This is a genomic window from Streptomyces camponoticapitis, assembly GCF_014646115.1.
Taxonomy (GTDB): Bacteria; Actinomycetota; Actinomycetes; order Streptomycetales; family Streptomycetaceae; genus Streptomyces; species Streptomyces camponoticapitis.
On record NZ_BMMV01000037.1, the window covers coordinates 14,098 to 37,286 of the forward strand.

Annotated in this window: 23 protein-coding genes; 5 read left to right on the forward strand and 18 right to left on the reverse strand. The window is 71.8% G+C overall.

The window, feature by feature from the left end:
- Positions 1–116: 116 nt before the first annotated feature.
- Positions 117–551, forward strand: a complete 435-nt coding sequence (locus IEY79_RS34965; RefSeq protein WP_189111688.1) for a cell division protein SepF — start codon at positions 117–119, stop codon at positions 549–551.
- A 27-nt stretch (positions 552–578) separates the two neighbouring features.
- On the opposite strand, the gene IEY79_RS34970 is transcribed toward IEY79_RS34965, so the two are convergent.
- Together IEY79_RS34970 and IEY79_RS34975 are read right to left on the reverse strand one after the other, a co-directional pair.
- Positions 579–1,823, reverse strand: coding sequence for an acyl-CoA dehydrogenase family protein (locus IEY79_RS34970; RefSeq protein WP_189111689.1), 1,245 nt, complete (start codon positions 1,821–1,823; stop codon positions 579–581).
- Between the two features lie 44 nt (positions 1,824–1,867).
- Positions 1,868–3,601 carry an MFS transporter gene (locus IEY79_RS34975; RefSeq protein WP_189111690.1) on the reverse strand — a complete coding sequence of 578 codons (1,734 nt, stop codon included), beginning with the start codon at positions 3,599–3,601 and terminating at the stop codon, positions 1,868–1,870.
- 437 nt (positions 3,602–4,038) lie between these two features.
- Between IEY79_RS34975 and IEY79_RS34980 the strand changes: the two genes are divergently transcribed.
- Positions 4,039–5,025, forward strand: coding sequence for a phosphatase PAP2 family protein (locus tag IEY79_RS34980; RefSeq protein WP_189111691.1), 987 nt, complete (start codon positions 4,039–4,041; stop codon positions 5,023–5,025).
- Between the two features lie 78 nt (positions 5,026–5,103).
- Here IEY79_RS34980 and IEY79_RS34985 read toward each other — a convergent pair whose 3' ends face one another.
- The 3 genes from IEY79_RS34985 to IEY79_RS34995 all read right to left on the reverse strand — a co-directional run bounded on the left by IEY79_RS34985 (position 5,104) and on the right by IEY79_RS34995 (position 7,828).
- A complete protein-coding gene (locus IEY79_RS34985; protein WP_189111692.1) occupies positions 5,104–5,319 on the reverse strand; it encodes an I78 family peptidase inhibitor in 216 nt (71 codons plus the stop codon).
- A gap of 422 nt (positions 5,320–5,741) precedes the next feature.
- On the reverse strand, positions 5,742–6,548 hold the full coding sequence (locus IEY79_RS34990) for a transferase (protein ID WP_189111693.1): 807 nt from the start codon (positions 6,546–6,548) through the stop codon (positions 5,742–5,744).
- Positions 6,545–7,828, reverse strand: coding sequence for a glycosyltransferase family 4 protein (locus IEY79_RS34995; protein WP_189111694.1), 1,284 nt, complete (start codon positions 7,826–7,828; stop codon positions 6,545–6,547). The genes IEY79_RS34990 and IEY79_RS34995 overlap by 4 nt, the downstream gene beginning before the upstream one ends.
- Positions 7,829–8,548: 720 nt before the next feature.
- Here IEY79_RS34995 and IEY79_RS35000 point away from each other — a divergent pair.
- Both IEY79_RS35000 and IEY79_RS38550 read left to right on the forward strand, forming a co-directional pair.
- Positions 8,549–9,331 (forward strand): DUF8842 C-terminal domain-containing protein, encoded by a 783-nt coding sequence (locus IEY79_RS35000; protein WP_189111695.1) that lies wholly within the window; start codon positions 8,549–8,551, stop codon positions 9,329–9,331.
- Positions 9,328–9,906, forward strand: a complete 579-nt coding sequence (locus tag IEY79_RS38550; protein ID WP_373292688.1) for a hypothetical protein — start codon at positions 9,328–9,330, stop codon at positions 9,904–9,906. Before IEY79_RS35000 ends, IEY79_RS38550 begins: the two co-directional genes overlap by 4 nt.
- Positions 9,907–10,028: 122 nt before the next feature.
- On the opposite strand, the gene der is transcribed toward IEY79_RS38550, so the two are convergent.
- The 5 genes from der to aroH all read right to left on the reverse strand — a co-directional run bounded on the left by der (position 10,029) and on the right by aroH (position 14,593).
- Positions 10,029–11,498, reverse strand: a complete 1,470-nt coding sequence (gene der / locus IEY79_RS35010; protein WP_189111696.1) for a ribosome biogenesis GTPase Der — start codon at positions 11,496–11,498, stop codon at positions 10,029–10,031.
- Positions 11,499–11,549: 51 nt separating this feature from the next.
- The gene (locus tag IEY79_RS35015) at positions 11,550–12,281 is read right to left on the reverse strand and encodes a lysophospholipid acyltransferase family protein (RefSeq protein ID WP_373292689.1); all 732 of its coding nucleotides are present in this window, start codon (positions 12,279–12,281) and stop codon (positions 11,550–11,552) included.
- Positions 12,239–12,964, reverse strand: a complete 726-nt coding sequence (cmk, locus tag IEY79_RS35020) for a (d)CMP kinase (RefSeq protein WP_189111697.1) — start codon at positions 12,962–12,964, stop codon at positions 12,239–12,241. The genes IEY79_RS35015 and cmk overlap by 43 nt, the downstream gene beginning before the upstream one ends.
- Before the next feature lie 184 nt (positions 12,965–13,148).
- A complete protein-coding gene (locus IEY79_RS35025; protein WP_189111698.1) occupies positions 13,149–14,234 on the reverse strand; it encodes a prephenate dehydrogenase in 1,086 nt (361 codons plus the stop codon).
- Positions 14,231–14,593, reverse strand: a complete 363-nt coding sequence (gene aroH / locus IEY79_RS35030) for a chorismate mutase (RefSeq protein WP_189111699.1) — start codon at positions 14,591–14,593, stop codon at positions 14,231–14,233. Before aroH ends, IEY79_RS35025 begins: the two co-directional genes overlap by 4 nt.
- 163 nt (positions 14,594–14,756) lie before the next feature.
- Here aroH and IEY79_RS35035 point away from each other — a divergent pair, with 163 nt between their 5' ends.
- The gene (locus IEY79_RS35035) at positions 14,757–15,443 is read left to right on the forward strand and encodes a nucleotidyltransferase domain-containing protein (protein ID WP_189111700.1); all 687 of its coding nucleotides are present in this window, start codon (positions 14,757–14,759) and stop codon (positions 15,441–15,443) included.
- Positions 15,444–15,536: 93 nt separating this feature from the next.
- Here the strand turns inward: IEY79_RS35035 and IEY79_RS35040 are convergent, their stop codons facing one another.
- The 8 genes from IEY79_RS35040 to IEY79_RS35075 form a co-directional block, all read right to left on the reverse strand.
- Entirely contained in the window at positions 15,537–16,277 is a 741-nt protein-coding gene (locus tag IEY79_RS35040; protein WP_189111717.1) for a nucleotidyltransferase domain-containing protein, read from the reverse strand.
- A 108-nt stretch (positions 16,278–16,385) separates the two neighbouring features.
- Positions 16,386–17,408, reverse strand: coding sequence for an ADP-ribosylglycohydrolase family protein (locus IEY79_RS35045; RefSeq protein WP_189111701.1), 1,023 nt, complete (start codon positions 17,406–17,408; stop codon positions 16,386–16,388).
- Positions 17,405–18,175, reverse strand: coding sequence for an NUDIX hydrolase (locus tag IEY79_RS35050; protein ID WP_189111702.1), 771 nt, complete (start codon positions 18,173–18,175; stop codon positions 17,405–17,407). Before IEY79_RS35050 ends, IEY79_RS35045 begins: the two co-directional genes overlap by 4 nt.
- A complete protein-coding gene (locus IEY79_RS35055; RefSeq protein ID WP_189111703.1) occupies positions 18,172–19,254 on the reverse strand; it encodes an AAA family ATPase in 1,083 nt (360 codons plus the stop codon). Before IEY79_RS35055 ends, IEY79_RS35050 begins: the two co-directional genes overlap by 4 nt.
- A complete protein-coding gene (gene pnuC / locus IEY79_RS35060) occupies positions 19,251–19,904 on the reverse strand; it encodes a nicotinamide riboside transporter PnuC (protein ID WP_189111704.1) in 654 nt (217 codons plus the stop codon). The genes IEY79_RS35055 and pnuC overlap by 4 nt, the downstream gene beginning before the upstream one ends.
- Positions 19,905–20,029: 125 nt before the next feature.
- The gene (locus tag IEY79_RS35065) at positions 20,030–21,232 is read right to left on the reverse strand and encodes a pseudouridine synthase (RefSeq protein WP_189111705.1); all 1,203 of its coding nucleotides are present in this window, start codon (positions 21,230–21,232) and stop codon (positions 20,030–20,032) included.
- Positions 21,232–21,867, reverse strand: coding sequence for an SMC-Scp complex subunit ScpB (gene scpB / locus IEY79_RS35070; protein ID WP_189111706.1), 636 nt, complete (start codon positions 21,865–21,867; stop codon positions 21,232–21,234). Before scpB ends, IEY79_RS35065 begins: the two co-directional genes overlap by 1 nt.
- Positions 21,864–23,189, reverse strand: a complete 1,326-nt coding sequence (locus tag IEY79_RS35075; protein WP_189111707.1) for a segregation/condensation protein A — start codon at positions 23,187–23,189, stop codon at positions 21,864–21,866. The genes scpB and IEY79_RS35075 overlap by 4 nt, the downstream gene beginning before the upstream one ends.

Sequence of the window (23,189 nt, forward strand, 5' to 3'; positions counted from 1 at the left end):
GCACCAGTACCGTCACGAATCCCCTGCGCGCCGACAATCCACTTGGCGCGCAATCCGCATCATGGACAACCATAGGGATGCGGAACCACAAGCGACCGCGGTGAAAGGAGGCGTCCATGGGATCGGTGCGCAAGGCGAGTGCCTGGCTGGGCCTCGTTGAGGACAACGACGAGCGTTACTACGACGACGAGTACTCCGAGGGTGCCGAGGGCAACGACACCTGGAAGACCGATCCGCGGGTGCGGATCGCCGCCGAGTCGGCTCCCGAGCAGGACCGCAGGATCGCCACCGTCTCGCCGGAGAGCTTCCGGGACGCGCGGGGAATCGGCGAGCTCTTCCGCGAGGGCGTCCCGGTCATCCTCAACCTCACCGCGATGGAGCCCGCCGACGCCAAGCGCGTCGTCGACTTCGCCGCCGGTCTGATCTTCGGCCTCCGTGGCTCGATCGACCGTGTCGCCACCCGGGTCTTCCTGCTGACCCCCGCCGACACCGAGATCGTCAGCGGGGAGTCGAAGGCACACGGCCGGGACGGCTTCTTCAACCAGAGCTGAGCGGGGTACTCACCGGGGAACCCCCGGTCACCGGAAGGCATCGAGACCGGTGAGTGCCTTGCCCAGTACGAGCTGGTGCATCTCGACGGTGCCCTCGTAGGTGAGCACCGACTCCAGATTCGTGGCGTGGCGCATCACGGGATATTCGAGCGAGATCCCGTTGGCGCCGAGGATCGTGCGCGAGGTGCGGCAGATCTCGATCGCCTCCCGCACGTTGTTGAGCTTGCCGAAGCTGACCTGCTCGGGCAGGAGCCTCCCCGCGTCCAGGCGCCGGCCGAGATGGTGTGCGAGCAGGATCCCCTTGTGCAGTTCGAGTGCCATGTCGGCGAGTTTGGCCTGGGTGAGCTGGAAGCCGCCGATCGGCCTGCCGAACTGTTCGCGGGTCTTCGCGTAGTCCACCGCCGCCTCGAAACTGGCCCGCGCCGCCCCCATCGAACCCCAGACGATCCCGTAGCGGGCGTGGCTCAGACAGCTGAGGGGACCGCGCAGACCGGTCACCCCTGGGAGTACGGCGTCGGCCGGGAGCCGTACCTCGTCCATGACCAGTTCGCTGGTGACCGACGCGCGCAGCGACCACTTGTGCTTGATCTCGGGCGCCGAGAAACCGGGGCTGCCGGCCGGTACGAGAAAACCGCGGATGCCCTCGTCCGTCTGTGCCCAGACGACGGCGACTCCCGCGACCGAGCCGTTGGTGATCCACATCTTGCGGCCGGTGAGCAGCCAGTCGGTGCCGTCGCGCTTGGCGTACGTACGCATCCCGGCCGGGTCGGAGCCGTGGTCGGGTTCGGTGAGACCGAAGCAGCCGATGATCTCGCCGGCCGCCATCCCGGGCAGCCACCGCTCCTTCTGCTCCTCGGAGCCGAACCGGTGGATCGCGTACATCGCGAGGGAGCCCTGCACGGAGACGAGCGAGCGGATGCCGGAGTCGGCGGCTTCCAGCTCCAGACAGGCGAGGCCGTACTGGACGGAGCTGGCGCCCGCGCACCCGTAGCCCTGGAGCGACATGCCGAGCGCGCCGAGGGAGCCGAGTTCACGGCTGAGCTCACGGATGCCGGGCAGCTCGCCGCGCTCGTACCACTCGGCGATGTGCGGCATGACCCGGTCAGCGGCCCAGGAGCGCATGGTGTCGCGGACCGCCAGGTCCTCGGGCTCCAGCAGATCGTCGAGGCCGAGGGGGTCACGGGGGTCGAAGGGCGGACGTTTCGAGGAGGACGGCTTCGAGGAGGACGGCTTCGACGCTGAGCGTGCTGAGGGTGCTGAGGGTGCGGACATGAGGGCTGCCTCCGGCGGCTCGCGGACCAGTAAAACTAGCAGCGCTAGTTACGCTCGGCGCCGACATTACGGCCCAGGGCCGGGACCCGTCCAGAGTCCCCGCCGCGCGCGGACCCCCGGCCCGCGGGGACACCGGCCGCGACCGCCGTGCCGTCCGTCGCGGCGCCGTCGCGCGGTGCCGGCATGCCCGTCCCCGCCGGGTCCGCGGCCTCCTCGCGGGGCGGTGCGCCGCAGTCCATCACCCGGGGCAGCCGCAGCGCCGCCACAGCGCCGAGCAGCAGCAGGGCCGCACTGACCAGGAGCGTGACATGCAGACCGTGCACGAAGGACTGACGCGCCGCGATACGCAGGGCTTCCCCGGTCGGACCACCCAGCTGGGCGGCCACCTGGTACGCCTCCCCCAGCGAGTGGGAGGCGGCCGAACCCGCCGCCTCCGGCACCCCGTCGACCGCGCCCGACGACAGTCCGGGCGCGTACGCCGCGTTCATCACGCTGCCGAGCAGCGCGATACCCATGCCGGCGCCGAGCTGGTAGGACGTCTCGCCGATGGCGGCGGCCCCGCCCGCCTGCTCGGGCGGCGCCTCGCTGAGCATCGACTCGTACGCGCCGAAGAGCGTGGACTGAAGGCCGAAGCCGAGCAGCACGAAGGCCGTCGTCAGCAGCGCCGGCCGGTCGTGGTCGCCCATCATCACCAGCAGCAGTACGGCGCCCGCGGTGAGGACGAACCCGCAGGCGACCATCCGGCGCGGGCCCACCCTGCGCAGGCTGTACGACCCGGTGGCCCCCGCCGCCATGGCGGCGAAGGTGAGCGGCAGCAGCCGCAGTCCGGTCTCCAGCGGGCTGAGCCCCAGCACCAGCTGGAGGTACTGGACGGCGATGAGCTCCAGCCCGACCAGCGCGAGCATGGCGAGGACGATGCATCCGACGGAGGTGGAGAAGGTCGGCCGGGCGAACATCCGTACGTCTATGAGCGGATGCTTCCGGCGTTTCTGCCGCCGTACGAAGAGGAAGAGCAGGACCGCCCCGAGCAGCAGCGGGCCGAAGGTCTTGACGTCGAGCATCGAGGCTCCGGCGCCCAGGCGCTTGACCCCGAGGACCGCGCCGAGCACCCCGGCCGCCGCCGTCAGCGCGCCGACCACGTCCCAGGGGCCGTCGCAGCCGCCCTTCGACTCGGGCAGCAGGAAGCGGGCGACGGGAAGGATCAGTGCCATCAGCGGCACATTGATCAGGAAGACCGAGCCCCACCAGAAGTGTTCGACGAGGAACCCGCCGAGGACCGGCCCGGTCGCGGCGCCGACGGCGGCCACCGCCGTCCAGATGCCGATCGCCATGGCGCGCTCACGCCGGTCGGGGAAGACGGCGCGGAGGATGGAGAGCGTGGCGGGCATGATCATCGCACCGCCGACGCCGAGCAGGGCGCGGGAGGCGATCAGCATGCCGGGCGACGTGGCGAGGGCGGCGGCCACCGATGCCAGGCCGAAGATGCCGTAGCCCATGAGCAGGACCCGGCGCCGGCCGATCCGGTCGCCGAGGGTGCCGAAGAGGATCAGCAGCGCGGCGCAGACCAGCGGATAGGCGTCCACGATCCACAGCAGCTCGACGCCGCTGGGGCGCAGGTCCTCGGTGACGGCGGGGATGGCGACGTGCAGCACGGTCGCGTCGAGCGCGACGAGCAGCAGGCTGACGCAGAGGACGACCAGGACGGCCCACCGGTTGACGCCGTCACCGCCGCCGACGGCGGCACGCAGCCGCGCTCCGGCCGTGGTGGTCCCGGACATCTACCTACCTCCCAATGATTCTCGCGCTCGGAGGACCAGCCGGGGACGGTGGCGGTCCCCCGGGGCGGCCCGGCATCGGCGGGCGAGTGCCGGACAGAGTACGTCAGTTCCTCCGCACCGAACGTGGTCCAGGTCACCCGCCGGACGTCGAAGTGTGGCGTACGGGGACGGACCGAGGACGGCCGGGGGGTCACCTCGGCGCGGTCAAGCTTCGGTCAAGCGGCCGGAAAATTCCGCGCGACGCCACGGTGAACTAATTCTGTTTTGCAGATAGACAGTTACCGGGACCCCGCCACGGGCAATAGGGCGGAAGGTCACATGAAATTGCGGAACCGCCTCGGATAAACAGCGACCCGAGACACACTCCACATCACATCGTCATCACAAAGAGACTGGAACGACCGAGTCGGCCGTTCACTCGCTGTAACGTCGATTGGGTGCGTACCGACATCTTCGCCCGACTGGACCGGGAGCCGGAGCCGCCGAAGATAGAGATCCCGCGGATGAGCCGTACCCGCGCGACCCTCTTCGGCGGGACTTTGGCGATCTATCTCGCCATCGTCGTCGCCGTCCTCGCCTCGTCCTGGCTGGTGGTCCTCGACTGGAAGATCATGCTGTTCCGGCCGTACCAGCAGTGGCAGCAACTGCACGCCTTCCTCGACTACTTCGTGGTGCTCGGCCAGCGCGGCCCCACCGCCGTGATGATCGCCGCCTGGCTGGGGTGGCGGTCCTGGCGCCAGCACACGCTGCGTCCGCTGCTGGTTCTCGGCGCGTCGTTGCTGCTGCTCAACGTGACCGTGGGCGCGGTGAAGCTCGGCCTCGGCCGGCTCGGCCCGCACTACGCGACGCAGATCGGATCGGCCGAACTCTTCGCGGGCGGCGACATATTCCCCTCGGGACACACCGCGAACGCCGTGGTGACGTGGGGCATCCTGGCCTATCTGGCCACCACGCCACGGGCCAGGCGTTATCTGTCGATCGGGTCCTCCGTGGTCGCCCTCGGGGTGGGCGCGACGACCGTGTATCTGGGAACGCACTGGCTGAGCGACGTACTGCTCGGCTGGGTCGCCGGGCTGCTGATCCTGCTCGCCCTGCCCTGGTTCGAGCCGACGATCGCCCGTACGGAGACGGCGGTGTTCGCCCTGCGTGAGCAGTGGCGCGAGCGCCGCAGGACGGTGTCGGAGCCGGCCGCGGCCGGCGAGCCCTGGCCGGTGATAGTCCCCCAACTCCCGGCGCAGGAGGGTGAGGACGCCGCGCGTTCGCCGGTCGGCACGGCGCACTCGGGGCGCAACACGACGGGCAGGAACACCACCGCGCAGCTCACCCAGCCCCGGCCGCACGCCACGGCGCGCTCGGAACGGACACCGACCGCGCCGGCGGGCAGCCGCCGTCCGCCGCGCTCGCGGCCGGTGACGGGCGGCTGAACTCCCGGTCAGGAAAGCGGGAAGACCCCGGCGCGCGCGCCGGGGTCTTCCCGCTTGTAAGCCCTGGTACGCGCGGCTTCAGCCGAGCCAGCAGCGGATGACGGTGTCGTTCTCGACCTCGAAGTTCAGCCGCCCCTGCAGGAACTCCAGGGTGATGATGGCGCCCGGCGGCAGCGCCCTGACGGTGGTCCAGCCGCGCTCGCGTGCGATGCGCTCGGCCTCGACCGCGGTGAGACCCACATAGGAGTCGGGCGCGTCGTCGGGCTGCGCGGGAGGTGTCGGTATCGATGCCATACGGCTCAGCCTAGGGGGTGCCGGCGTTCCCGGCCCGGTCGGCGGGTGACGTCGGACGGTGACGGAAGCGGGGTGCCGGGCGGCGGTCCGGTCACCGTACTCACTCACTTGGGTACAACAGCGGTCACACTTGTGTCACAGGATCACGACATGTGTTCGGCGACTCCCCGCCCCCTTCCCGGGGCCGTTCACACATCGGCCGTAAGTAAGCGATAAGCAATTCGGCGGACTCGAAGATCACCGTATTTTTCATGCTCCGAATTCGCCCGTTCGACGGGCCTCCGGTAATTGACACGGGGTGTGGAATTAACCTCCGCCTCGCACAATCACGGGCGGTACGACATGTTCCGGATGTCGGCGGTCGCGGCCACTCCCGTCCCCCTTGTCACGGAGCTGTCCGCATGCCGAGCCGGTCGGAGCGATCAGTCCCGTGGGTCCAGGCGTACGTGGAGGTTGTTGTCGGCCGAGTAGCAGGGGGCGGCCAGCCAGCCGTCCGCCCGGTACGCCGGGTAGACATGGATGCTCTTGCGGTCCCATACGTCGTCGAGGATCCGGGAGAGCCTGACGGGGTCCGCGCCGTGGCCGGGCAGCAGCCACAGGTCCCACAACTGCCGTGCGGTCATGGCCGGTTCGGCCAGTTCCTCGTACGGCAGCGTGAAGCTGAAGGCGCCGTCCGCACCGCCGGTCAGGGGGACCCGGTGTGTGCGCGGCGCCACGGCGGTCCCACTCCCTGCGTCACGGCTCGCGTTCCGCCGCGCCTCGACCCCCGCGCCGTCGCCCGCCTCGGCGCCGTACAGCACACCCCGTAGGGTCATGGCGCCGTCCGCCAGGTCGATCGCGCCGGCCTCCGCGTGCGGTGCGCGGACCCAGCAGCGCAGCGCGAGACGGCCGTCGGCGGTCGGGTACGGGACACGGACGGTGACCGGACCCGCGCCGGGGACCCGGTCGACGAGCGCGCGTACGTCCCTGGTGCCGGGCCGGACGGGCTGCGCGTCGTGGTCGCCCGCCTCCGCGACATGGACGATGTCCCAGCGGCCCTCGGCGAGCGGGGTGGCGCGGTCCAGTACGGCGCGCGGTCCGGTGAGCGGCAGGCGGACCTCGTCGGCCGGCGTGGTGCCGCCGCGCCGCCGCAGCACCAGCTCCGTACCGGCGGCTTCCCTCGCTCCGGCCAGTTCGAAGGTGACGGTGCCGGCCGCGTCGGCCGTGCAGTGTCCGACAACGGCGCTCATGCGGTCCTCCCCTTGCGGACGGCTGCCGCCGCCAGTTCGCGCACCGTGTGCGCGCCTCCCAGGAGGAGGCCACGGCCGCGCCGTACGGTGCCGAGCACCGTCTCGCGCCGTCCCCCGTTCCGGCCCCGGGCGACCAGATCGGCGTACAGCGCCTCGTGGCGCTCGGCGATCCGCGCCGGATCGAACCGGGCGGACGACTTCAGGGCCGCCAGGCCCGTACGCCGCCGCAGTTCGTCGTCCTCGATCAGGGTGAGGAGTCCGCCGGCGATCGCGTCCACGTCCCCGACCGGTACCAGCCGGCCGTCGACCCCGTCCTCGATGATCTCGGCGGGCCCGTGCGGGCAGTCGGTGGAGACGACGGGCACGCCGCAGCGCATCGCCTCGACGATGGTCATGCCGAAGGATTCGACACTCGACGTCACGACGGCGATCGAGCCCTTGACCCACTCGGGCTCCAGCGGGTTCGCCGTACCCATCAGCTGTACGTGGTTGTAGAGCCCGCGCTCGTCGATCAGGGCGCGCAGCGCGTCGCGTTCGTTGCCGGTAGCGTCGCCCGCCCCGTAGATCCGCAGCCGCCAGTCCGGCCGCGCGGCCACCACCTTGGCGAAGGCCGTGATCAGCAGGTCGTAGCGCTTGACCGAGGTGAGTCTGCCAGCCGCCACGACCCACTTCCCGGCGGAGTCGGCGGGCGCGACGGTGGGCTCGGGCACACTGCCCGGCACCGCGTCGATCCGTACGCCGGGCAGCCGCAGCCGGGTGCGGTAGGCGCGCGCGTCGGCCTCGGTGACGGTGGTGACGGCGTCCAGCAGCACATACCGGTGGGCGATCTCGCGGCGCAGCCGGTGGCTGTGGGTGTTCAGCGTCAGATGCTCCTGGCCGACCCGGACCGGGCCGCGCCCGGTCTGCCGGGCGATGTGGCAGTTGAGCCCGGGGCGGGTGCCGACGACGACGTCGGCGGACAGCGACCGCAGATGCTCGGCGATACGGGTGTCGGTGAGGCGGCTGTACTGCTTGTGCCGTCCGTCGCCGCGCGGGAAGACGGTGGCGGGCCGGGCCATGTCGGGGTGGCCGAGGTCGTGGTCCGGGCTGTTCTTGCGCAGATCGACGAGATGGCGGAGCAGGACGCCTTCGGGCGGGCTCAGCGTGGGCTCGTCGCGGTGGCGGAAGACCGAGACGATCTCGACGTCGTGCCGCTCGGCGAGCGCCCGCGTGAGATTGAACGTGGTGCGGATCGTTCCGCCGACGCCGTACGCGTTGTGGAGCAGAAAAGAGATGTGCATGGGCTGCGATGTCTCCCTGGTCAAACTGGAGCGACTGTAGGCCGGGGACCGGCCCGTCCCGCCGCACGCGCGAGCGGCGCCGTCGGCCGCCGCCGGGTGCGGCGCCGTCGTCGCACCGTCGCGCAGCACGGCGGCGGCTCCCGCGCGGCGGGCCGGGGGCGGCCGGAAGCTTCACCCGTACGTGCGAGGGCCCCGGCGGAGGAGTGCGACCGGGACCCGCCGAGGCACGCGCCTTCCGGGCCGCGCGGGAGGCCGCGACGCGACCGACGCGCCGTCGCCCCGCGTCTCAACCCTCATCATCCAGGTGTACGGCTCCGGCACCCCCGCCCTCGCGTGCGCGGCCCGCACCGCTCCCACCTGCGGAGTCAGTCCCCCAAGGCCTCGGAGCCACCCCACGGCACCGCGCCGAAGCTCCACAGCGACCCCGGACGGCCTCACCGGCTTCCGGCGACGACGGACCGCTCCGAGCGCCGCGTCGGGGCGATGTCGCGGCTCGGAAAGGCGCCGGACCTGGACGCCCGCGACCGTGCCGAACCGGGTCCCCCGGCGATCGGGCCGGATCAGAGAGCGCGCGCCCGTCGAGGCCGAAAGGACACTCCCTGGGCCGGGCGGGTGGTTCGATTCGCCCGGCTTCGCGCGTGACCCCGGCGACAGCTCACCCGTTGTCTCTTTACGAGCCGGGAACAGCCCGGCCCACGCACCGAGTTCGAGGAGCCACCCGTGCCGCGCATGCTCGACGTCAGCGCAGACGTACGCGCCGAGATCGGCGACGAAGAAGCCGATCGCCTGCTCGTCGGCGAGAACTCCCCGGGCAGCTACGACTGCACCTCCTGCCGTACCCCGGGCGACTCCGAAACTGAGCGCACCAGCACGGTGCTGTTCATCGGTGAGGAGACGGCCGTCCTCGCCTTCGCCCACGCCACCTGCATCCCCTCCCAGGTCGTCAAGGTGGCCGAGGACCAGCTCCAGGGCGCCGTCCGCAGCATCACCGGCGGCGAACCCCAGGCGGCGGCGCCGGGCACCGGCGGTGACCAGGCCGTCCTCGGTGTCACCAGCGGGCTGGTCCTGATCGACAACCAGCTGCACCCCGCCCTTGTCGTCGAACCGACCGGACCCATCGCCCGGCCGGGTTCGGCCGGCACGGCGGACGAGTTCCTGCCGCTCCTGGTGGAGCAGGGCTTCCAGCCGATCGGCGATCTGGGCCGGGCTCCGCGCGCACTGGCCGGCTGGTCGGTGCTGCTCGCCATGGGCCAGCTGCACGCGGTCCTCCAGCCCGGTACGGGCGGTGGCACCCCGGTCGCCTGGTGGCAGGCCCACCAGCCGCTCCAGGTCACCAGCGACTGGCGGGCCGCCGCCAACAAGTCGCGTACGGTCCTCGTCTTCGCCGCGCCGGTCGGCTCCATCGGCCAGCAGCCGCGCGAGGACCTGCTGCGCGACGCGCTGGACAAGGCGGCGGCCAACGGCCGCCTGGTGGCGGCGGCGATGCCGTTGGCCGGCACGTGACGGACGAGGGACCAGCCCCTTCGGAGGAGTACCGGCCCGGGGAGTACCAGGCCGGGGAGTACCAGGCCGGGGAGTACCGGCCCGGGGAGTACCGGGCCGGGGAGCGCCACGAGGGAAAGCACCGCGGCGGGGAGTGGGAGCGTGCCGAGGACCCGGCCCACACCCCCGACAGCTCCCCCGCCCAGCCCTCCCGACCAGCATTTTCGCCGGTCAGGCCGCATCCGACGGACGACGGGGTCGTTGGCTCCTACGTGCACTCATACGACCGTTCCCGCCAGCAGTACCAGCCCCAGGTCCCCGCGATGCGCCCGGCCCAGGACCCTCCGGTCGGGTACTCGTCCGGATACTCGGCCACGCCGATCTACGACGCCCTGTACTCCGAGTATCTGCGGTCGTTCAGGACACTGCCGGGCGACCGGAGCGGTGAGGAGAGCCTGGGCTTCACCGCCTTCGGTACGGGGATGCACGGGTCCTCCTCCGGCCAGCAGGCCCCGTTCTCCTGGCAGAGCGGCCGGCAGTATCCGGGAGGCCGCCCGCAGATGGCCCTGCCGCCGGCGCCCCGCCGGGGCGTGTGACCGGCGGGCCCCCGGACCCGGTCGTGGCGTGACCCGGTCGTGGCGGTACGGAGAAGCCGGTGGGCCGGCGCGGATGTCGTCCGCGCCGGCCCACCGGCTTGTTCGCGCGTCGCGACCGCGCGTCACTTCTTGCGGCCGCGCTTCTCCCGCACCCGTACCGAGATGTGGATCGGCGTGCCGTCGAAGCCGAACTCCTCGCGGAGCCTGCGCTCCACGAAGCGCCGGTAGCCCGCCTCGATGAAGCCGGACGCGAAGAGCACGAACCGGGGCGGCCGGGTGCCCGCCTGCGTACCGAACAGGATGCGCGGCTGCTTGCCGCCGCGGATCGGGTGCGGGTGACCGGCGACGAGCTCGCCGAGGAAGGCGTTGAGCCTGCCGGTCGGCACGCGCGTCTCCCAGCCCTGGATCGCCGTCTCGATCGCGGGGACCAGACGCTCCATGTGCCGCCCTGTGCGCGCCGAGACGTTGACGCGGGGCGCCCACGCGATCTGCGCCAGCTCGGTCTCGATCTCGCGTTCCAGGTAGTAGCGGCGCTCCTCGTCGAGGGTGTCCCACTTGTTGAAGGCGACGACGAGGGCGCGGCCCGCGTCGACGGCCATGGTGATGATGCGCTGGTCCTGGACGCTGATGGACTCGCTCGTGTCGATCAGTACGACGGCCACCTCGGCCTTCTCGACGGCGGCCGCCGTGCGGAGCGAGGCGTAGTAGTCGGCGCCCTCCTGGAGGTGGACGCGGCGCCTGATGCCCGCCGTGTCGACGAACTTCCAGACCTTGCCGCCGAGTTCGATCAGCTCGTCGACCGGGTCGCGGGTGGTGCCGGCGATCTCGTTGACGACGACGCGCTCCTCGCCCGCGACCTTGTTCAGGAGTGAGGACTTGCCGACGTTCGGGCGGCCGATCAGCGCGATGCGGCGCGGACCGCCGACGGTGGTGCCGAAGGTCTGCTTCGGGGCCTCGGGCAGCGCTTCGAGGACGGCGTCGAGCATGTCGCCCGTACCTCGGCCGTGCAGTGAGGAGACGGGGTGCGGCTCGCCGAGACCCAGCGACCAGAGCGCCGTCGCGTCGGCCTCGCCGCTCTGGCCGTCGACCTTGTTGGCGCAGAGCACGACGGGCTTGCCCGCGCGGCGCAGCAGTTTGACGACGGCCTCGTCGGTGTCGGTGGCGCCCACCGTGGAGTCCACGACGAAGACCACGGCGTCGGCGGTCTCGATCGCGAACTCGGCCTGCGCGGCGACGGAGGCGTCGAGTCCGAGGACGTCCTGCTCCCAGCCGCCGGTGTCGACGACCTTGAAGCGGCGCCCGGCCCACTCGGCCTCGTAGGTGACGCGGTCGCGCGTGACACCGGGCTTGTCCTGGACGACGGCCTCGCGGCGGCCGATGATGCGGTTCACCAGGGTCGACTTGCCGACATTGGGGCGGCCGACGACGGCGAGGACGGGCAGCGGGCCGTGGCCTGCCTCGTCGATCGCGCCCTCGATCTCCTCGGGGTCGAAGCCCTCGTGGGCGGCGAGCTCCATGAACTCCGAGTACTCGGCGTCGCCAAGCTCTCCGTGCTCGTCGCCGGAGTCGCCGGAGTGAATGTGGTCGTTCATGAAGTCCGTACCTCGTTCATCGTGATCGGTGCACCGCGCGGACGCGGTGCACTACTCAAGTCCTGCCCGGCGCCCGGTGAGGCGCCTGGCGTGGTCCAGATGGGCGGTCAGCCGCTTCTGGATCCGCAGCGTGGCGTCGTCCATCGCCTGCCGCGTGCGCCGGCCACTTCCGTCACCGGCCTCGAACGCGTCCCCGAAGACGACGTCGATACGGCTGCGCAGTGGTGGCAGCGCGGATATCAACCGTCCGCGGCGGTCCGTGCTTCCGAGCACCGCGACCGGGACGATCGGCGCCCCCGTGCGTACCGCGAAGTACGCGAGCCCGGACCGCAGGGAGGCGAAGTCGCCCTCTCCCCTGCTGCCCTCGGGGAAGATCCCCAGGACCCCGCCGCCCGTGAGTACCCCGAGGGCGTCTGTCACGGCGGCGCGGTCGGTGGTCGTACGGTCCACCTTCAGCTGTCCGATGGACAGCAGGAACGGGTCGAGCGGACCGATGAAAGCCTCTTTCTTGATCAGGAAGTGCACGGGCCTGGGCGCGGTGCCCATGAGCATCGGCCCGTCGATGTTGTGCGAGTGGTTGACGGCCAGGATCACCGGGCCGGCCGCGGGGACCCGCCAGCCGCCGAGCACCCGTGGCTTCCACAGGCCGTACATCAGTCCGATGCCGATACGGCGGCCGACCGCCGCGCCCTTCGGGGAGGGCGCGGCCGTGCGGGACTGTTCCGTCCGGGAAGGTCCGCTCACCGAGCCGCCCGCTTCTCCTCGACGAGGGTGACGACGCACTCGATGACCTGCTGGAGCGTGAGGTCGGTGGTGTCCACCTCGACCGCGTCGTCCGCCTTGGCCAGCGGCGACGCCTTACGTGTGGAGTCGATCGCGTCCCGCTTGATCAGCGCTTCCCTGGTGGCCGCGAGGTCCGTGGCCTCCTTGCCCTTGAGTTCGCCCGTGCGGCGCGCGGCGCGCGCCTCGGGCGAGGCGGTGAGGAAGACCTTGAGGTCGGCGTCGGGCAGCACGGTCGTGCCGATGTCGCGCCCCTCCACGACGATGCCGTTCCCGGCGGCCGCGGCGATGGAACGCTGGAGTTCGGTGATGACGGCCCGTACCTCGGGGACGGCGCTGACCGCGCTGACCTTGGCCGTGACCTCCTGTGTACGGATGGGTCCCGACGCGTCCACGCCGTCGACGGTGATCGTCGGGTTCGCCGCGTCGGTGCCGGACACGATGACCGGCTTGTCGGCGGCCGTGGCCACGGCCGAGGCGTCCTGGACGTCGATACCGTTGCTGATCATCCACCAGGTGATCGCCCGGTACTGCGCACCCGTGTCCAGGTAGCTCAGTCCGAGCTCGGTGGCCACGGACCGGGACGTGCTCGACTTGCCGGTGCCCGCGGGCCCGTCGATGGCGACGATCACGGCGGCCGGGGCGGTCCTGGCGTCGGTTGCAGCGGTTTCCACGGGGGCGGACACCTTCCTGGTTCACGGGGCGCGGAGTCGTACGCGAAGTGCTTCGCGGCTGAGTCTCGGAACGTTCCGGGGGTCGTTTCCCAACGCCCAGACGTCAGTACGCCCCCGCACAAGGTTACCGAGTGCTGGGACCCTCCCTTACACCCCCGCGAAAGCCCGCCCGCGGGGCATGCGCGGGCCGCTCCCGTCAGCGGCGGATCGACCAGCCGCGCTCGCGCAGCGCCGCGCTCAGTACGGGGGCCGCCGCGGGCTCCACCATCAGCTGGACCAGACCCGCCTCCTGCCCGGTCGCGTGTTCGATCCGGACGTCCTCGACGTTGACCCCCGCGCTCCCGGCGTCCGCGAAAATACGGGCCAGCTCGCCAGGACGGTCGCTGATCAGGACGGCCACCGTCTCGTACGCCGTCGGGGCCGCGCCGTGCTTGCCAGGTACCCGCACCCGGCCCGCGTTGCCGCGCCGCAGCACGTCCTCGATGCCCTCGGTGCCGCCGCGCCGCTTGGCCTCGTCGGCCGACTGGAGCGCCCGCAGCGCCTCCACCGTCTCGTCGAGGTCGGCGGCCACGCCCGCGAGCACGTCGGCGACCGGCCCCGGGTTGGCGGTGAGGATCTCGACCCACATCCGGGGGTCGGAGGCGGCGATCCTGGTGACGTCGCGGATGCCCTGCCCGCAGAGCCGTACGGCGGCCTCGTCGGCGTCCTCCAGGCGGGCGGCGACCATCGAGGAGATCAGCTGGGGGGTGTGGGAGACGAGCGCGACGGCCCGGTCGTGCGCGTCGGCGTCCATCACCACCGGCACGGCGCGGCAGAGCGCCACCAGTTCGAGCGCGAGGTTCAGTACCTCGGTGTCGGTGCCGGGGGTGGGGGTCAGCACCCAGGGCCGGCCCTCGAAGAGGTCGGCGGTCGCGGCGAGCGGCCCGGAACTCTCCTTGCCGGCCATGGGGTGCGTACCGATGTACGCGGTCAGGTCCAGGCCCATCGCCTCCAGCTCGCGCCGGGGGCCGCCCTTGACACTGGCCACGTCCAGGTAGCCGCGCGCACGCCCGGCGCGCATCGTGGCGGCAAGGGTGTCGGCGGTGTGCGCGGGCGGTACGGCGACGATCGCGAGATCGACGGGGCCGGCCGGCGGCTCCTCGGTGCCGGCGCCGAGCGACGCGGCCGTACGCGCCCTGGCCGGGTCGTGGTCCACGAGATGGACGGCGACGCCGCGTCCCGCGAGGGTCAGGGCGGCCGAGGTGCCGATGAGGCCGGTTCCGATGACGAGGGCGGTTCTCACTGGGCGATGTCCTTGCGGAGGGCTGCCGCGGCGCCGAGGTAGACGTGCGCGATCTCGGATCGGGGGAGGTCGGACTCGATGTGGGCGAGGATGCGGACCACGCGCGGCATGGCGCCCTCGATGTCCAGCTCCTGGGCGCAGATCAGCGGGACGTCGACGATGCCGAGTCCGCGCGCGGCTGCCGCCGGGAAGTCGCTGTGCAGGTCGGGGGTGGCCGTGAACCAGATGCTGATCAGGTCGTCCGCCCCGAGGCCGTTGCGCTCCAGGATGGTCGAGAGCAGCTGGGCGACCTGTTCGTCCATGTGTCCCGGCTCGTCCCGCTCCAGCTGGACGGCCCCTCGGACAGCTCGTACCGGCACGTCGTGCTCCTCGTCCCGCTCAGTGATCGTGTGCTCCGTCCAGGTTAGACAGATGTGCGGAGGTACGGCCCGGGCGACCGTTGCGCGAGACGGCCGGGGGCCCGGGGCGGGGGTCAGGGCCCGGCGGCGGACCAGGGGTGCGGCCCCCGTAATCTCCGTGCGTATGAACCCCGAGGACCTGGTGCGTGAGCACACCGTCTACGCGTGCGTCATGGGCTCCCGCGCCTTCGGTCTGGCGACCGAGGGCAGTGACACCGACCGCCGGGGCGTGTTCCTGGCGCCGGCGCCGCTCTTCTGGCACTTCGAGAAGCCTCCGACGCATGTCGACGGGCCGGCCGAGGAGCAGTTCTCGTGGGAGCTGGAGCGTTTCTGTCTGCTCGCGCTCCGCAGCAATCCCAACGTGCTCGAATGTCTGCACTCGCCGCTGGTCGAGCACGTCGACGACACCGGCCGTGAACTCCTCGCCCTGCGCGAGGCGTTCCTCTCCCGGCGGACGCACGCGACCTTCGTGCGCTACGCGATCGGCCAGCGCAGGAAGCTGGAGGCGGACGTCCGGCAGTACGGCGCGCCCCGCTGGAAGCACGCCATGCATCTGCTGCGGCTGCTCGGCTCCTCCCGCGATCTGCTGCGTACGGGGCGGCTGGTCATCGACGCCGGTGAACAGCGCGAGCCGCTGCTCGCCGTCAAGCGCGGTGAGGTCTCCTGGGCCGAGGTGGAGCGGCGGATGAACCGCCTCGGTGAGGAGGCGGACGCCGCGCTCGCCCGCTCACCCCTGCCGGACGAGCCCGACAGCGCCCGGGTCGAGGACTTCGTGATCCGCGTACGAAGGGCCTCGGCGCTCGGTGGCTGAGGGCTGTCGTACTGGGCGTATTCGGGCGATCCGAAACGCGGCGAGGTGCCGTAGCCGACGTCGCGCGCCCGCAGGGGATCAGCGGGACACCCCTCAGCCCGTGCCCAGCCGGGTGCGCACCACGAGGTCGTGGAGCGCCTCGTATCCCGCCGGGGAGTCCGGGAGCCGTGTCTCGGCCCTGGCCTCCGCCAGGACCTCGTGGAGGGCGTCCACGTCGCTCTGCAGACGGGTCGGGGCGAGGCCCGTCGCCGCGCCGTGTTCTGCCTCGGCCTTCGCCTCGATCAGTTCGGGCAGATAGTCGGGTGCGCTCACCTCGGCGAGCAGGGTGGGCAGATGGGCCTGCACCTCGCCGCTGCGCATCAGATGGACGCCGGTGAGCAGTGCCCTGAACGTGTAGAGCAGCGGCTTGAGTTCACCGGTCTTCTCGAAGAGGCGCCACTGGGTCGCGGCGAAGCCGCGGTAGTGGTGGGCGTGGTGGCCGGTGAGCACGCCGGGCGCCAGCGACAGCAGTTCGCGGTGCGCCTCGGTCGAGTGGACGATCAGCGGCGAGTGGAGCTGTTCCAATACGTAGCCGTTGCGCCGCATCATCATCCGGACGAACTTCCGCAGGTCATGGCTGACCAGGTCCATCTCCACACCGTCGCGGTCCCACATGCGCGAGCGGGTCTCCTCGGGCTCGTGCAGCCCGATGAGTTCGGCCACCGGCAGCAGGTGGGCGCCGCGCAGGTCGACGTCGGAGTCCAGGGAGGGGAATCCGTAGAGGTGCGCGCCGGAGACGGTGGCGAACAGCAGCGGGTCCGTCTCCTCGGCGAGGACCGGGCCGAGGTCGGTCATCGGCAGCCCGGCCCGGCGCAGGCGCCGGGCGCGCTCGTCGGCGCTCTCGTCGAGGCAGTGCCCGGGAGGGCCGTCGTCGGCCACGTGTTCGTCATCCATACTCATGGATCAAGCGTCCCAGAGTGCCCCGAGTTCCAGCAGCTCCTCGCGGTACTCGATCCGGTCCGCCCACTCCTCGGGCCAGGCCGCCGCCCCGAGGTGCGCCCCCGCGAAGGCGCCCGTCAGACAGGCGATCGAGTCCGAGTCGCCCTTGGTGCAGGCCGCCCTGCGCAGCGCCGTGACCGGTTCGTCGGGGAAGAGCAGGAAGCAGAGCAGTCCGGTGGCGAACGCCTCCTCGGCGACCCAGCCGTCGCCGGTCGCCAGGCACGGGTCGGTCTCGGGGGACGGTGTGCGCAGGGCCCCCCGGAGCCGTTCGAGCACGGCCAGGCAGTCGTCCCAGCCCCGCTCGATGAAATGCTCGGGGGTCGGGTCCTGGCTGTGGGTCCACAGGTCGCCGAGCCAGCTGTGGTGATAGCGGGACCGGTTCTCGTACGCGTAACTGCGCAGCAGGCCCACCAGGCCCATCGGTTCGGTCCCGCGGGCCAGCAGGTACACCGCGTGGGCCGTGAGGTCGGAGGCGGCCAGGGCGGTCGGGTGGCCGTGGGTGAGGCCGGACTGCAACTGGGCGGCGCCCGAGCGCTGTTCGGCGCTGAGGCCGGGGGCGAGCCCGACGGGCGCGACCCGCATGTTGGCGCCGCAGCCCTTGGAGCCGATCCGGCTCGCCCGCTGCCAGGGGCGGTCGCTGTCGAGCAGCTGACAGGCCGTCATACAGGTTCTGCCGGGGGCCCGGTTGTTGCGCGGGTCGTGGAACCAGTCCACGAACTCCTCGCGTACCGGCCGGGCGAGGCGCAGCGGTCCGAGCGTGCCCCGGCCCATGGCGGTGCGCAGACCACGGCCGAGCGCGAGCGTCATCTGGGTGTCGTCGCTGACGATCGCGGGCTTCAGCAGGGGGATCTCCCGCCAGGGACCGAACTTGGCGAGGATCGACGGCACATCGTTGAACTCGGTGGGAAAGCCGAGGGCGTCGCCGAGCGCGAGCCCGGTCATGGCGCCCGTGGCGGCTCTCTTGCGGGCCGTGCCGGTGGCGGTCATGGAGTGGTCCGTCCTTCCGGTCGAAGCAGCGGCGGGTGGAGTGCGGTGGCGGCGCCGGCGCGGTAGAGAGCGGCGGGTTTGCCCCGGCCGCCGGTGCGCCGCGGCGGGCCTTCGACCGGTTCGACGAAGCCGGGTGAAGTCAGTACCTTGCGGCGGAAGTTGGGCCGGTCCAGCACCACGCCCCAGACGGTCTCGTACACCTGCTGAAGCTCCCCGAGGGTGAACTCGGGCGGGCAGAACGCCGTGGCGAGGCAGGTGTATTCGAGCTTGGCGCCGATACGGCGCCTGCCGTCGGCGAGGATCCGGCCGTGGTCGAAGGCGAGCCGACCGAGTTCGTCGTAGGGCGTCCAGCGGGCCTGGGCTGCGTCGCCGCCGCCGCGCGGCTCGGGGAGGTCGGGCACGAGCGCGGTGTACGCGACGGAGACGACACGCATCCGGGGGTCCCGGTCCGGGTCGCTGTACGTACGCAGCTGCTCGGGCCGCAGTCCGGCCACGGTGTCCGGCGACAGGCCGGTCTCCTCGGCGAGTTCACGCCTGGCCGCCTGCCCGGCGGACTCCCGGGGCCGTACGAAGCCGCCGGGCAGCGCCCAGTGACCCAGATACGGCTCCTCGCCGCGTTCGACGAGCAGGACGTGCAGCCGGCTCTCGCGGACCGTGAAGACGGCGAGATCGACGGTGACGGCGAACGGCACGAAGTCGGCGGGGTCGTAGTTCTCGGGTACACGCGGCTGTCCGGACGGCCGCCGGGGTGGCTGAGGGGATGTCATCTGTTCTCCGGCAGAGGCGCGGCGAAGTACCAACCCTGGCCCAGGAGCGCGTCCACGGCGGCCACCGCCTCGGCGAGCCGCTTCTCGCGCGGCCCTTCGAGCGCGACGAACGTCCGCCCCGTGCGGGTCAGTTCGTCCTTGAAGCGGCCGGTCATCCAGGGCCGCAGCTCCTCGCCGTCCCGCAGTCCGTCGTCCTCGAAGGGGACACCCTCGTGGCCGGTGAGCAGCCACAGATGGTGCGGCACCCGGTCGGCGACCTCCTCGACGAGCGGGTTGCGGCCCCCCACGTACCGCTCGTGCCAGACGGTGGTGGCGAAGGAGTCGGTGTCGCAGACGAGGACGGGCGAGCCGTCACGGGCGGCCTCCTCCTCCAGCTCGTTCTGCCGTCGGGCGATCAACGGGAAGTCGTCGGTGGTGAGTTCGACGTCCTCCCACCGCGCGGCCGGCCGGCGCTCGCGGAGGGAGGCCAGCTTCCGTTCGCTGAACTCCCGCCCGTACTCGGCGACACAACGCGTACGGCTCCACACACCGCCGCGCGCCCGGTAGTGCTCGGCGAGCGCCAGCGCGAGGGTCGTGGTGCCGGTGGACTCGGCGCCGAGCACCACGACGCGGCGGGTGAGCGCCGCCCGGACGGGTGGGGCGAGGAAGTCCCAGCAGCCGACGGGGTCCTCGCGGACGGCCGTGCCCGACACCGGGTGGAGCGCCCGGTCCGGGTCCACGGTGACGGACTCGGCGCCGAAGCGGCGGGCGAGTTCGTCCCCGTACGGCTCCGAGGTGAAGACGGCGTCCACGGGCTCGGGGACGGCGGCCCGGAAGACCGCCATGTGCGCGTCCCACACGGCGGGGTCGTGCAGATCCATGGGTGTGTCGTCGACGGCACCCACCACCCTGGTGTCCGGGTGGATCTCGCGCATCCAGGCGACGCGGTCGGCGAGTGGCACCGACTCGACGGAGGCGGCGCAGACGAGGACCGTGAGCCGTTCGCAGCGCTCCCGCGCGGTCCGTACGACGTGATGGTGGCCGGCGTGCGGCGGGTAGAACTTGCCGAGGACCAGGCCGTGTTCGTAAGTCCCGCTCATGCCGTGGCCTCCAGGGGCGCGGCGGGCCGGCCGGCCAGGTCGCGCGACCAGTTGCGCAGCCCGATGAGGCACAGGGTCAGGAAGCCCACGTACAGGATCGACGTCAGGTAGAGGTCCTTGTGCGCGTAGAGCGGGATGTAGACGACGTCGGCCGCGATCCACAGCCACCAGGACTCCAGCCGCTTACGGCACTGCCCGTACGTCGCCATCAGCGACAGCGCGGTGGTGACGGCGTCCCAGAAGGGGACCGTCGAGGAGGTCTGGTGGTCGAGCAGCAGCGTGAGTCCGAGAGTGCCCACCGCCCCCGCCACGAGCAGCCAGCCCCACTCGGTGCGCGTCGTGCGGCGCACCGGGAGAGTCGATGAACCTGGTCCACCCCCGTGGGTCCAGGTCCACCAGCCGTACGTGGCGAGGGCGATGAAGACGACCTGCAGCCCGGCGTCGGCGTAGAGGCCCGCCTGGCTGAACAGCAGGATGAAGAAGAGGTTGTTGGCGATGCCGATCGGCCAGTTGGCGATGTGCTGGCGGGCGACGAGCCAGACGCAGAGCGCTCCGCTGCCGAAGCCGAGCACCTCGGTCCAGCTCACCGGGGTGTCGAGAACGGTCACCAGCGGCTGCTGCAACGGGTCGAGGAAATCCGCGAGGCTCACGCCCGCCTCCTTAATAGTCACATTGACTATAAAGGCGGACCGGCGTGCCCCGCAAGCGAAAAAGCCCGCGGCCTCAAGGCCACGGGCTTCTCCCGCCTGCTGCGGTTCCGGTCGAACTGGTCTGCCTACAGGCCGACTTCCTGCATCAGCATGCCGACCTCCGTGTTGGTGAGACGGCGCAGCCAGCCGGACTTCTGGTCACCCAGCGGGATCGGTCCGAACGCCGTCCGGACCAGACGGTCGACGGGGAAGCCCGCCTCGGAGAGCATGCGGCGCACGATGTGCTTGCGGCCCTCGTGGAGGACCACCTCGACCAGATAGTTCTTCCCGGTGTTCTCCACGACACGGAAGTTGTCGGCGCGGGCGTAGCCGTCCTCCAACTGGATGCCGTCCTTGAGCCGCTTGCCCAGATCACGCGGCAACGGGCCCTGGACGGCGGCGAGATAGGTCTTCTTCACGCCGTACCTGGGATGCGTGAGGCGGTGGGCCAGCTCACCGTGGTTGGTGAGCAGGATGATGCCCTCGGTCTCGGTGTCCAGCCGGCCCACGTGGAACAGCCGGGTCTCGCGGTTGGTGACGTAGTCGCCGAGGTTCTGCCTGCCGTCCGGGTCGCCCATCGTGGAGACGACACCGGCGGGCTTGTTCAGCGCGAAGAAGAGATGCGACTGTGTGGCGACGGTCAGCCCGTCGACCTTGATCTCGTCCCGGTGCGGGTCGACACGCATGCCCTGTTCCATGACGATCTCGCCGTTGACCTCGACGCGCGCCTGCTCGATCAGCTCCTCGCAGGCCCGCCGCGAACCCATGCCGGCCCGCGCGAGGATCTTCTGCAGCCGCTCGCCCTCCTGCTCGGCGCCGGGGTTGGTCCTCGGGGTCCTGATCTCCGGCTTGTCGGCGTACCGGTCACGGTTGCGCTGCTCGATCTTGGCGTCCAGCTCGCGCGGGCGCGCGGGCTTGCCCTGGGCCCGGCGCTTGGCCGCGATGCTCGGGGCCTTGGGGCCGCCCTTGGCACCGCCCCGGGCCGCCGCGCCACGGCCGCCGCCCGACGGGCCGCCGGAGCCGCCCTGGCCGCCACCCTGGCCGGCGCCGGGACCGCCGCGCCCGACGTCGTAACGGCGCTCCTCGGGACGCGGCGTACCCTCACGCTTCGGCTGCTTGTCGCCGCGCGAGCCGGCGCCGCCGCCGCTCCCCCGGCTCCCGGCGCTCCCCCCGTTGCCGCCGCGACCGCCGCCGGCCCTCGACTGGGGTTTGCCGCCCGCGGCTCCCCGGCCGCCGCCGCCACTCCGGTTGCCGCTGCCGCTTCCGCTGTTCCTGCCGTTGCTTCGCATCAAATGTCCGTCTTGTCGTCTGCGTGAGTGTCCGGGGCGTACGGTGCGTCCGGATCGAACGACGGAACGCCTTCCAGGGTGTCGGCCTCGATCGCGTCCGCCTCCGGAAGGAAGGGCGCGAGTTCCGGAAGCTCGTCCAGACCGCGCAGGCCCATCCGCTCCAGGAAATAGTTCGTCGTCCTGTACAGGATCGCACCTGTTTCGGGTTCCGCTCCCGCCTCCTCGACCAGACCGCGCTGGAGGAGGGTCCGCATGACCCCGTCACAGTTCACTCCGCGTACGGCCGAGACCCGGGACCGGCTGACCGGCTGGCGGTACGCCACGACCGCCAGGGTCTCCAGCGCGGCCTGGGTGAGGCGGGCCTGCTGGCCGTCGAGTACGAAGCCCTCGACCGCCTCCGCGTACTCGGCCCGCGAGTAGAAACGCCAGCCGCCCGCGACGAGGCGCAGCTCGAATCCGCGTCCCTGGACGGTGTACTCGTCGGCCAGCTCGCGCAGGGCGTCCGCCACCGCCCTGCGCGGCCGGTCCAGGACCTTGGCCAGGTGCTCCTCGGTCGCAGGCTCGTCGATGACCATGAGGACCGCCTCCAGGGCGGGCTTGAGATCGAGGTCGGCGACCGTCCGTTGCTCGCTCACGCCATCTCCTCGCTCGTGTCCGTCGCGTCGTTCGTCCGCTTCGTGTCCTTCGTGTCCTTCGCATCCGTCACGGGGTCGGGCGGACGGTCGAACTCGTCCGTCACCCGCGGCGGCTCGTCGTCGTCCCCGCCCGTCCAGCGCACCATCAGTGAGCCCAGGGCCTCGTCCTGGTCGAGAGCCACCGCCTTCTCCCGGTAGAGCTCCAGCAGGGCGAGGAAGCGCGCCACGACGGTGAGCGTGTCCGGGGCGTCCTCGGCGAGTGTCAGGAAACTCACCTCGCCGGCCGCCCGCAGCATCGCCACGACGATCCCCGCCTGCTCCTGGACGGAGACGAGCGGCGCGTGGATGTGGTCGATGTACACCTGCGGCTTGGGCTTGGGCTGCATCGCCTTGACCGCGAGCCGGGCGAAGCCCTCGGGGCCGATGCTGATGACGACCTCGGGGAGCAGCGCGGCGTGGTGCGGTTCCAGGCCGACGGTACGGGGGTAGCGCCGTGACTCGGAGTCGAGCCGGGTGCTGAGGATCTCGGCGATCTGCTTGTACGCGCGGTACTGGAGCAGCCGGGCGAAGAGCAGGTCCCTGGCCTCCAGCAGCGCCAGGTCGCCCTCGTCCTCCACGTCGGCGGACGGCAGCAGGCGTGCCGCCTTCAGGTCGAGGAGCGTCGCCGCGACGACCAGGAACTCGGTGGTCTGGTCGAGGTCCCAGTCGGGGCCCATGGCGCGTATGTGCACCATGAACTCGTCGGTGACCTTCGAGAGCGCGACCTCGGTGACGTCCATCTTGTGCTTCGAGATCAGTTGGAGGAGCAGATCGAACGGCCCCTCGAAGTTCGCGAGCCGGACGGTGAACCGCCCGTCGTCGGGCTCGGGTTCACCGTCGGCCGCCGGGACGGCTTCGGACTCGGTGTCCGCGTCCGGTACGGGCGGGGGTTCCGGCTCGGACTCCGGCTCCGGCACAGGTTCGGGGGCCGGCTCCGGTACGAGCTCAGGTTCCGGCTCGGCAGCAGGCGCGGGTAGGTGCACGGCCTCCGGGTCGGGGCCCTGCTCGGCCACCGGCTCCGGCTCCGGCCCCGATACAGGTTCGGGGCCCGGCTCCGGCTCCCGCTTCGGCACAGGTTCGGGGCCCGGCTCCCGCTCGGCGGCGGGCTCGGGTACGTGCACGGCCTCCGGGCCGGGACCCGGCTCCTCCGCCGCGGGCTCCACGACCACCGGCGCCGCCGGCTCCACCGCCGTCGGGGGCTCGGCCGCCCCACCGCCCGCCCCCGGCCCGCGGCCCAGCGCGCGGCGGGGCGAGCGGGCTGTGGGTTCGTCGGTCGGCGGCAT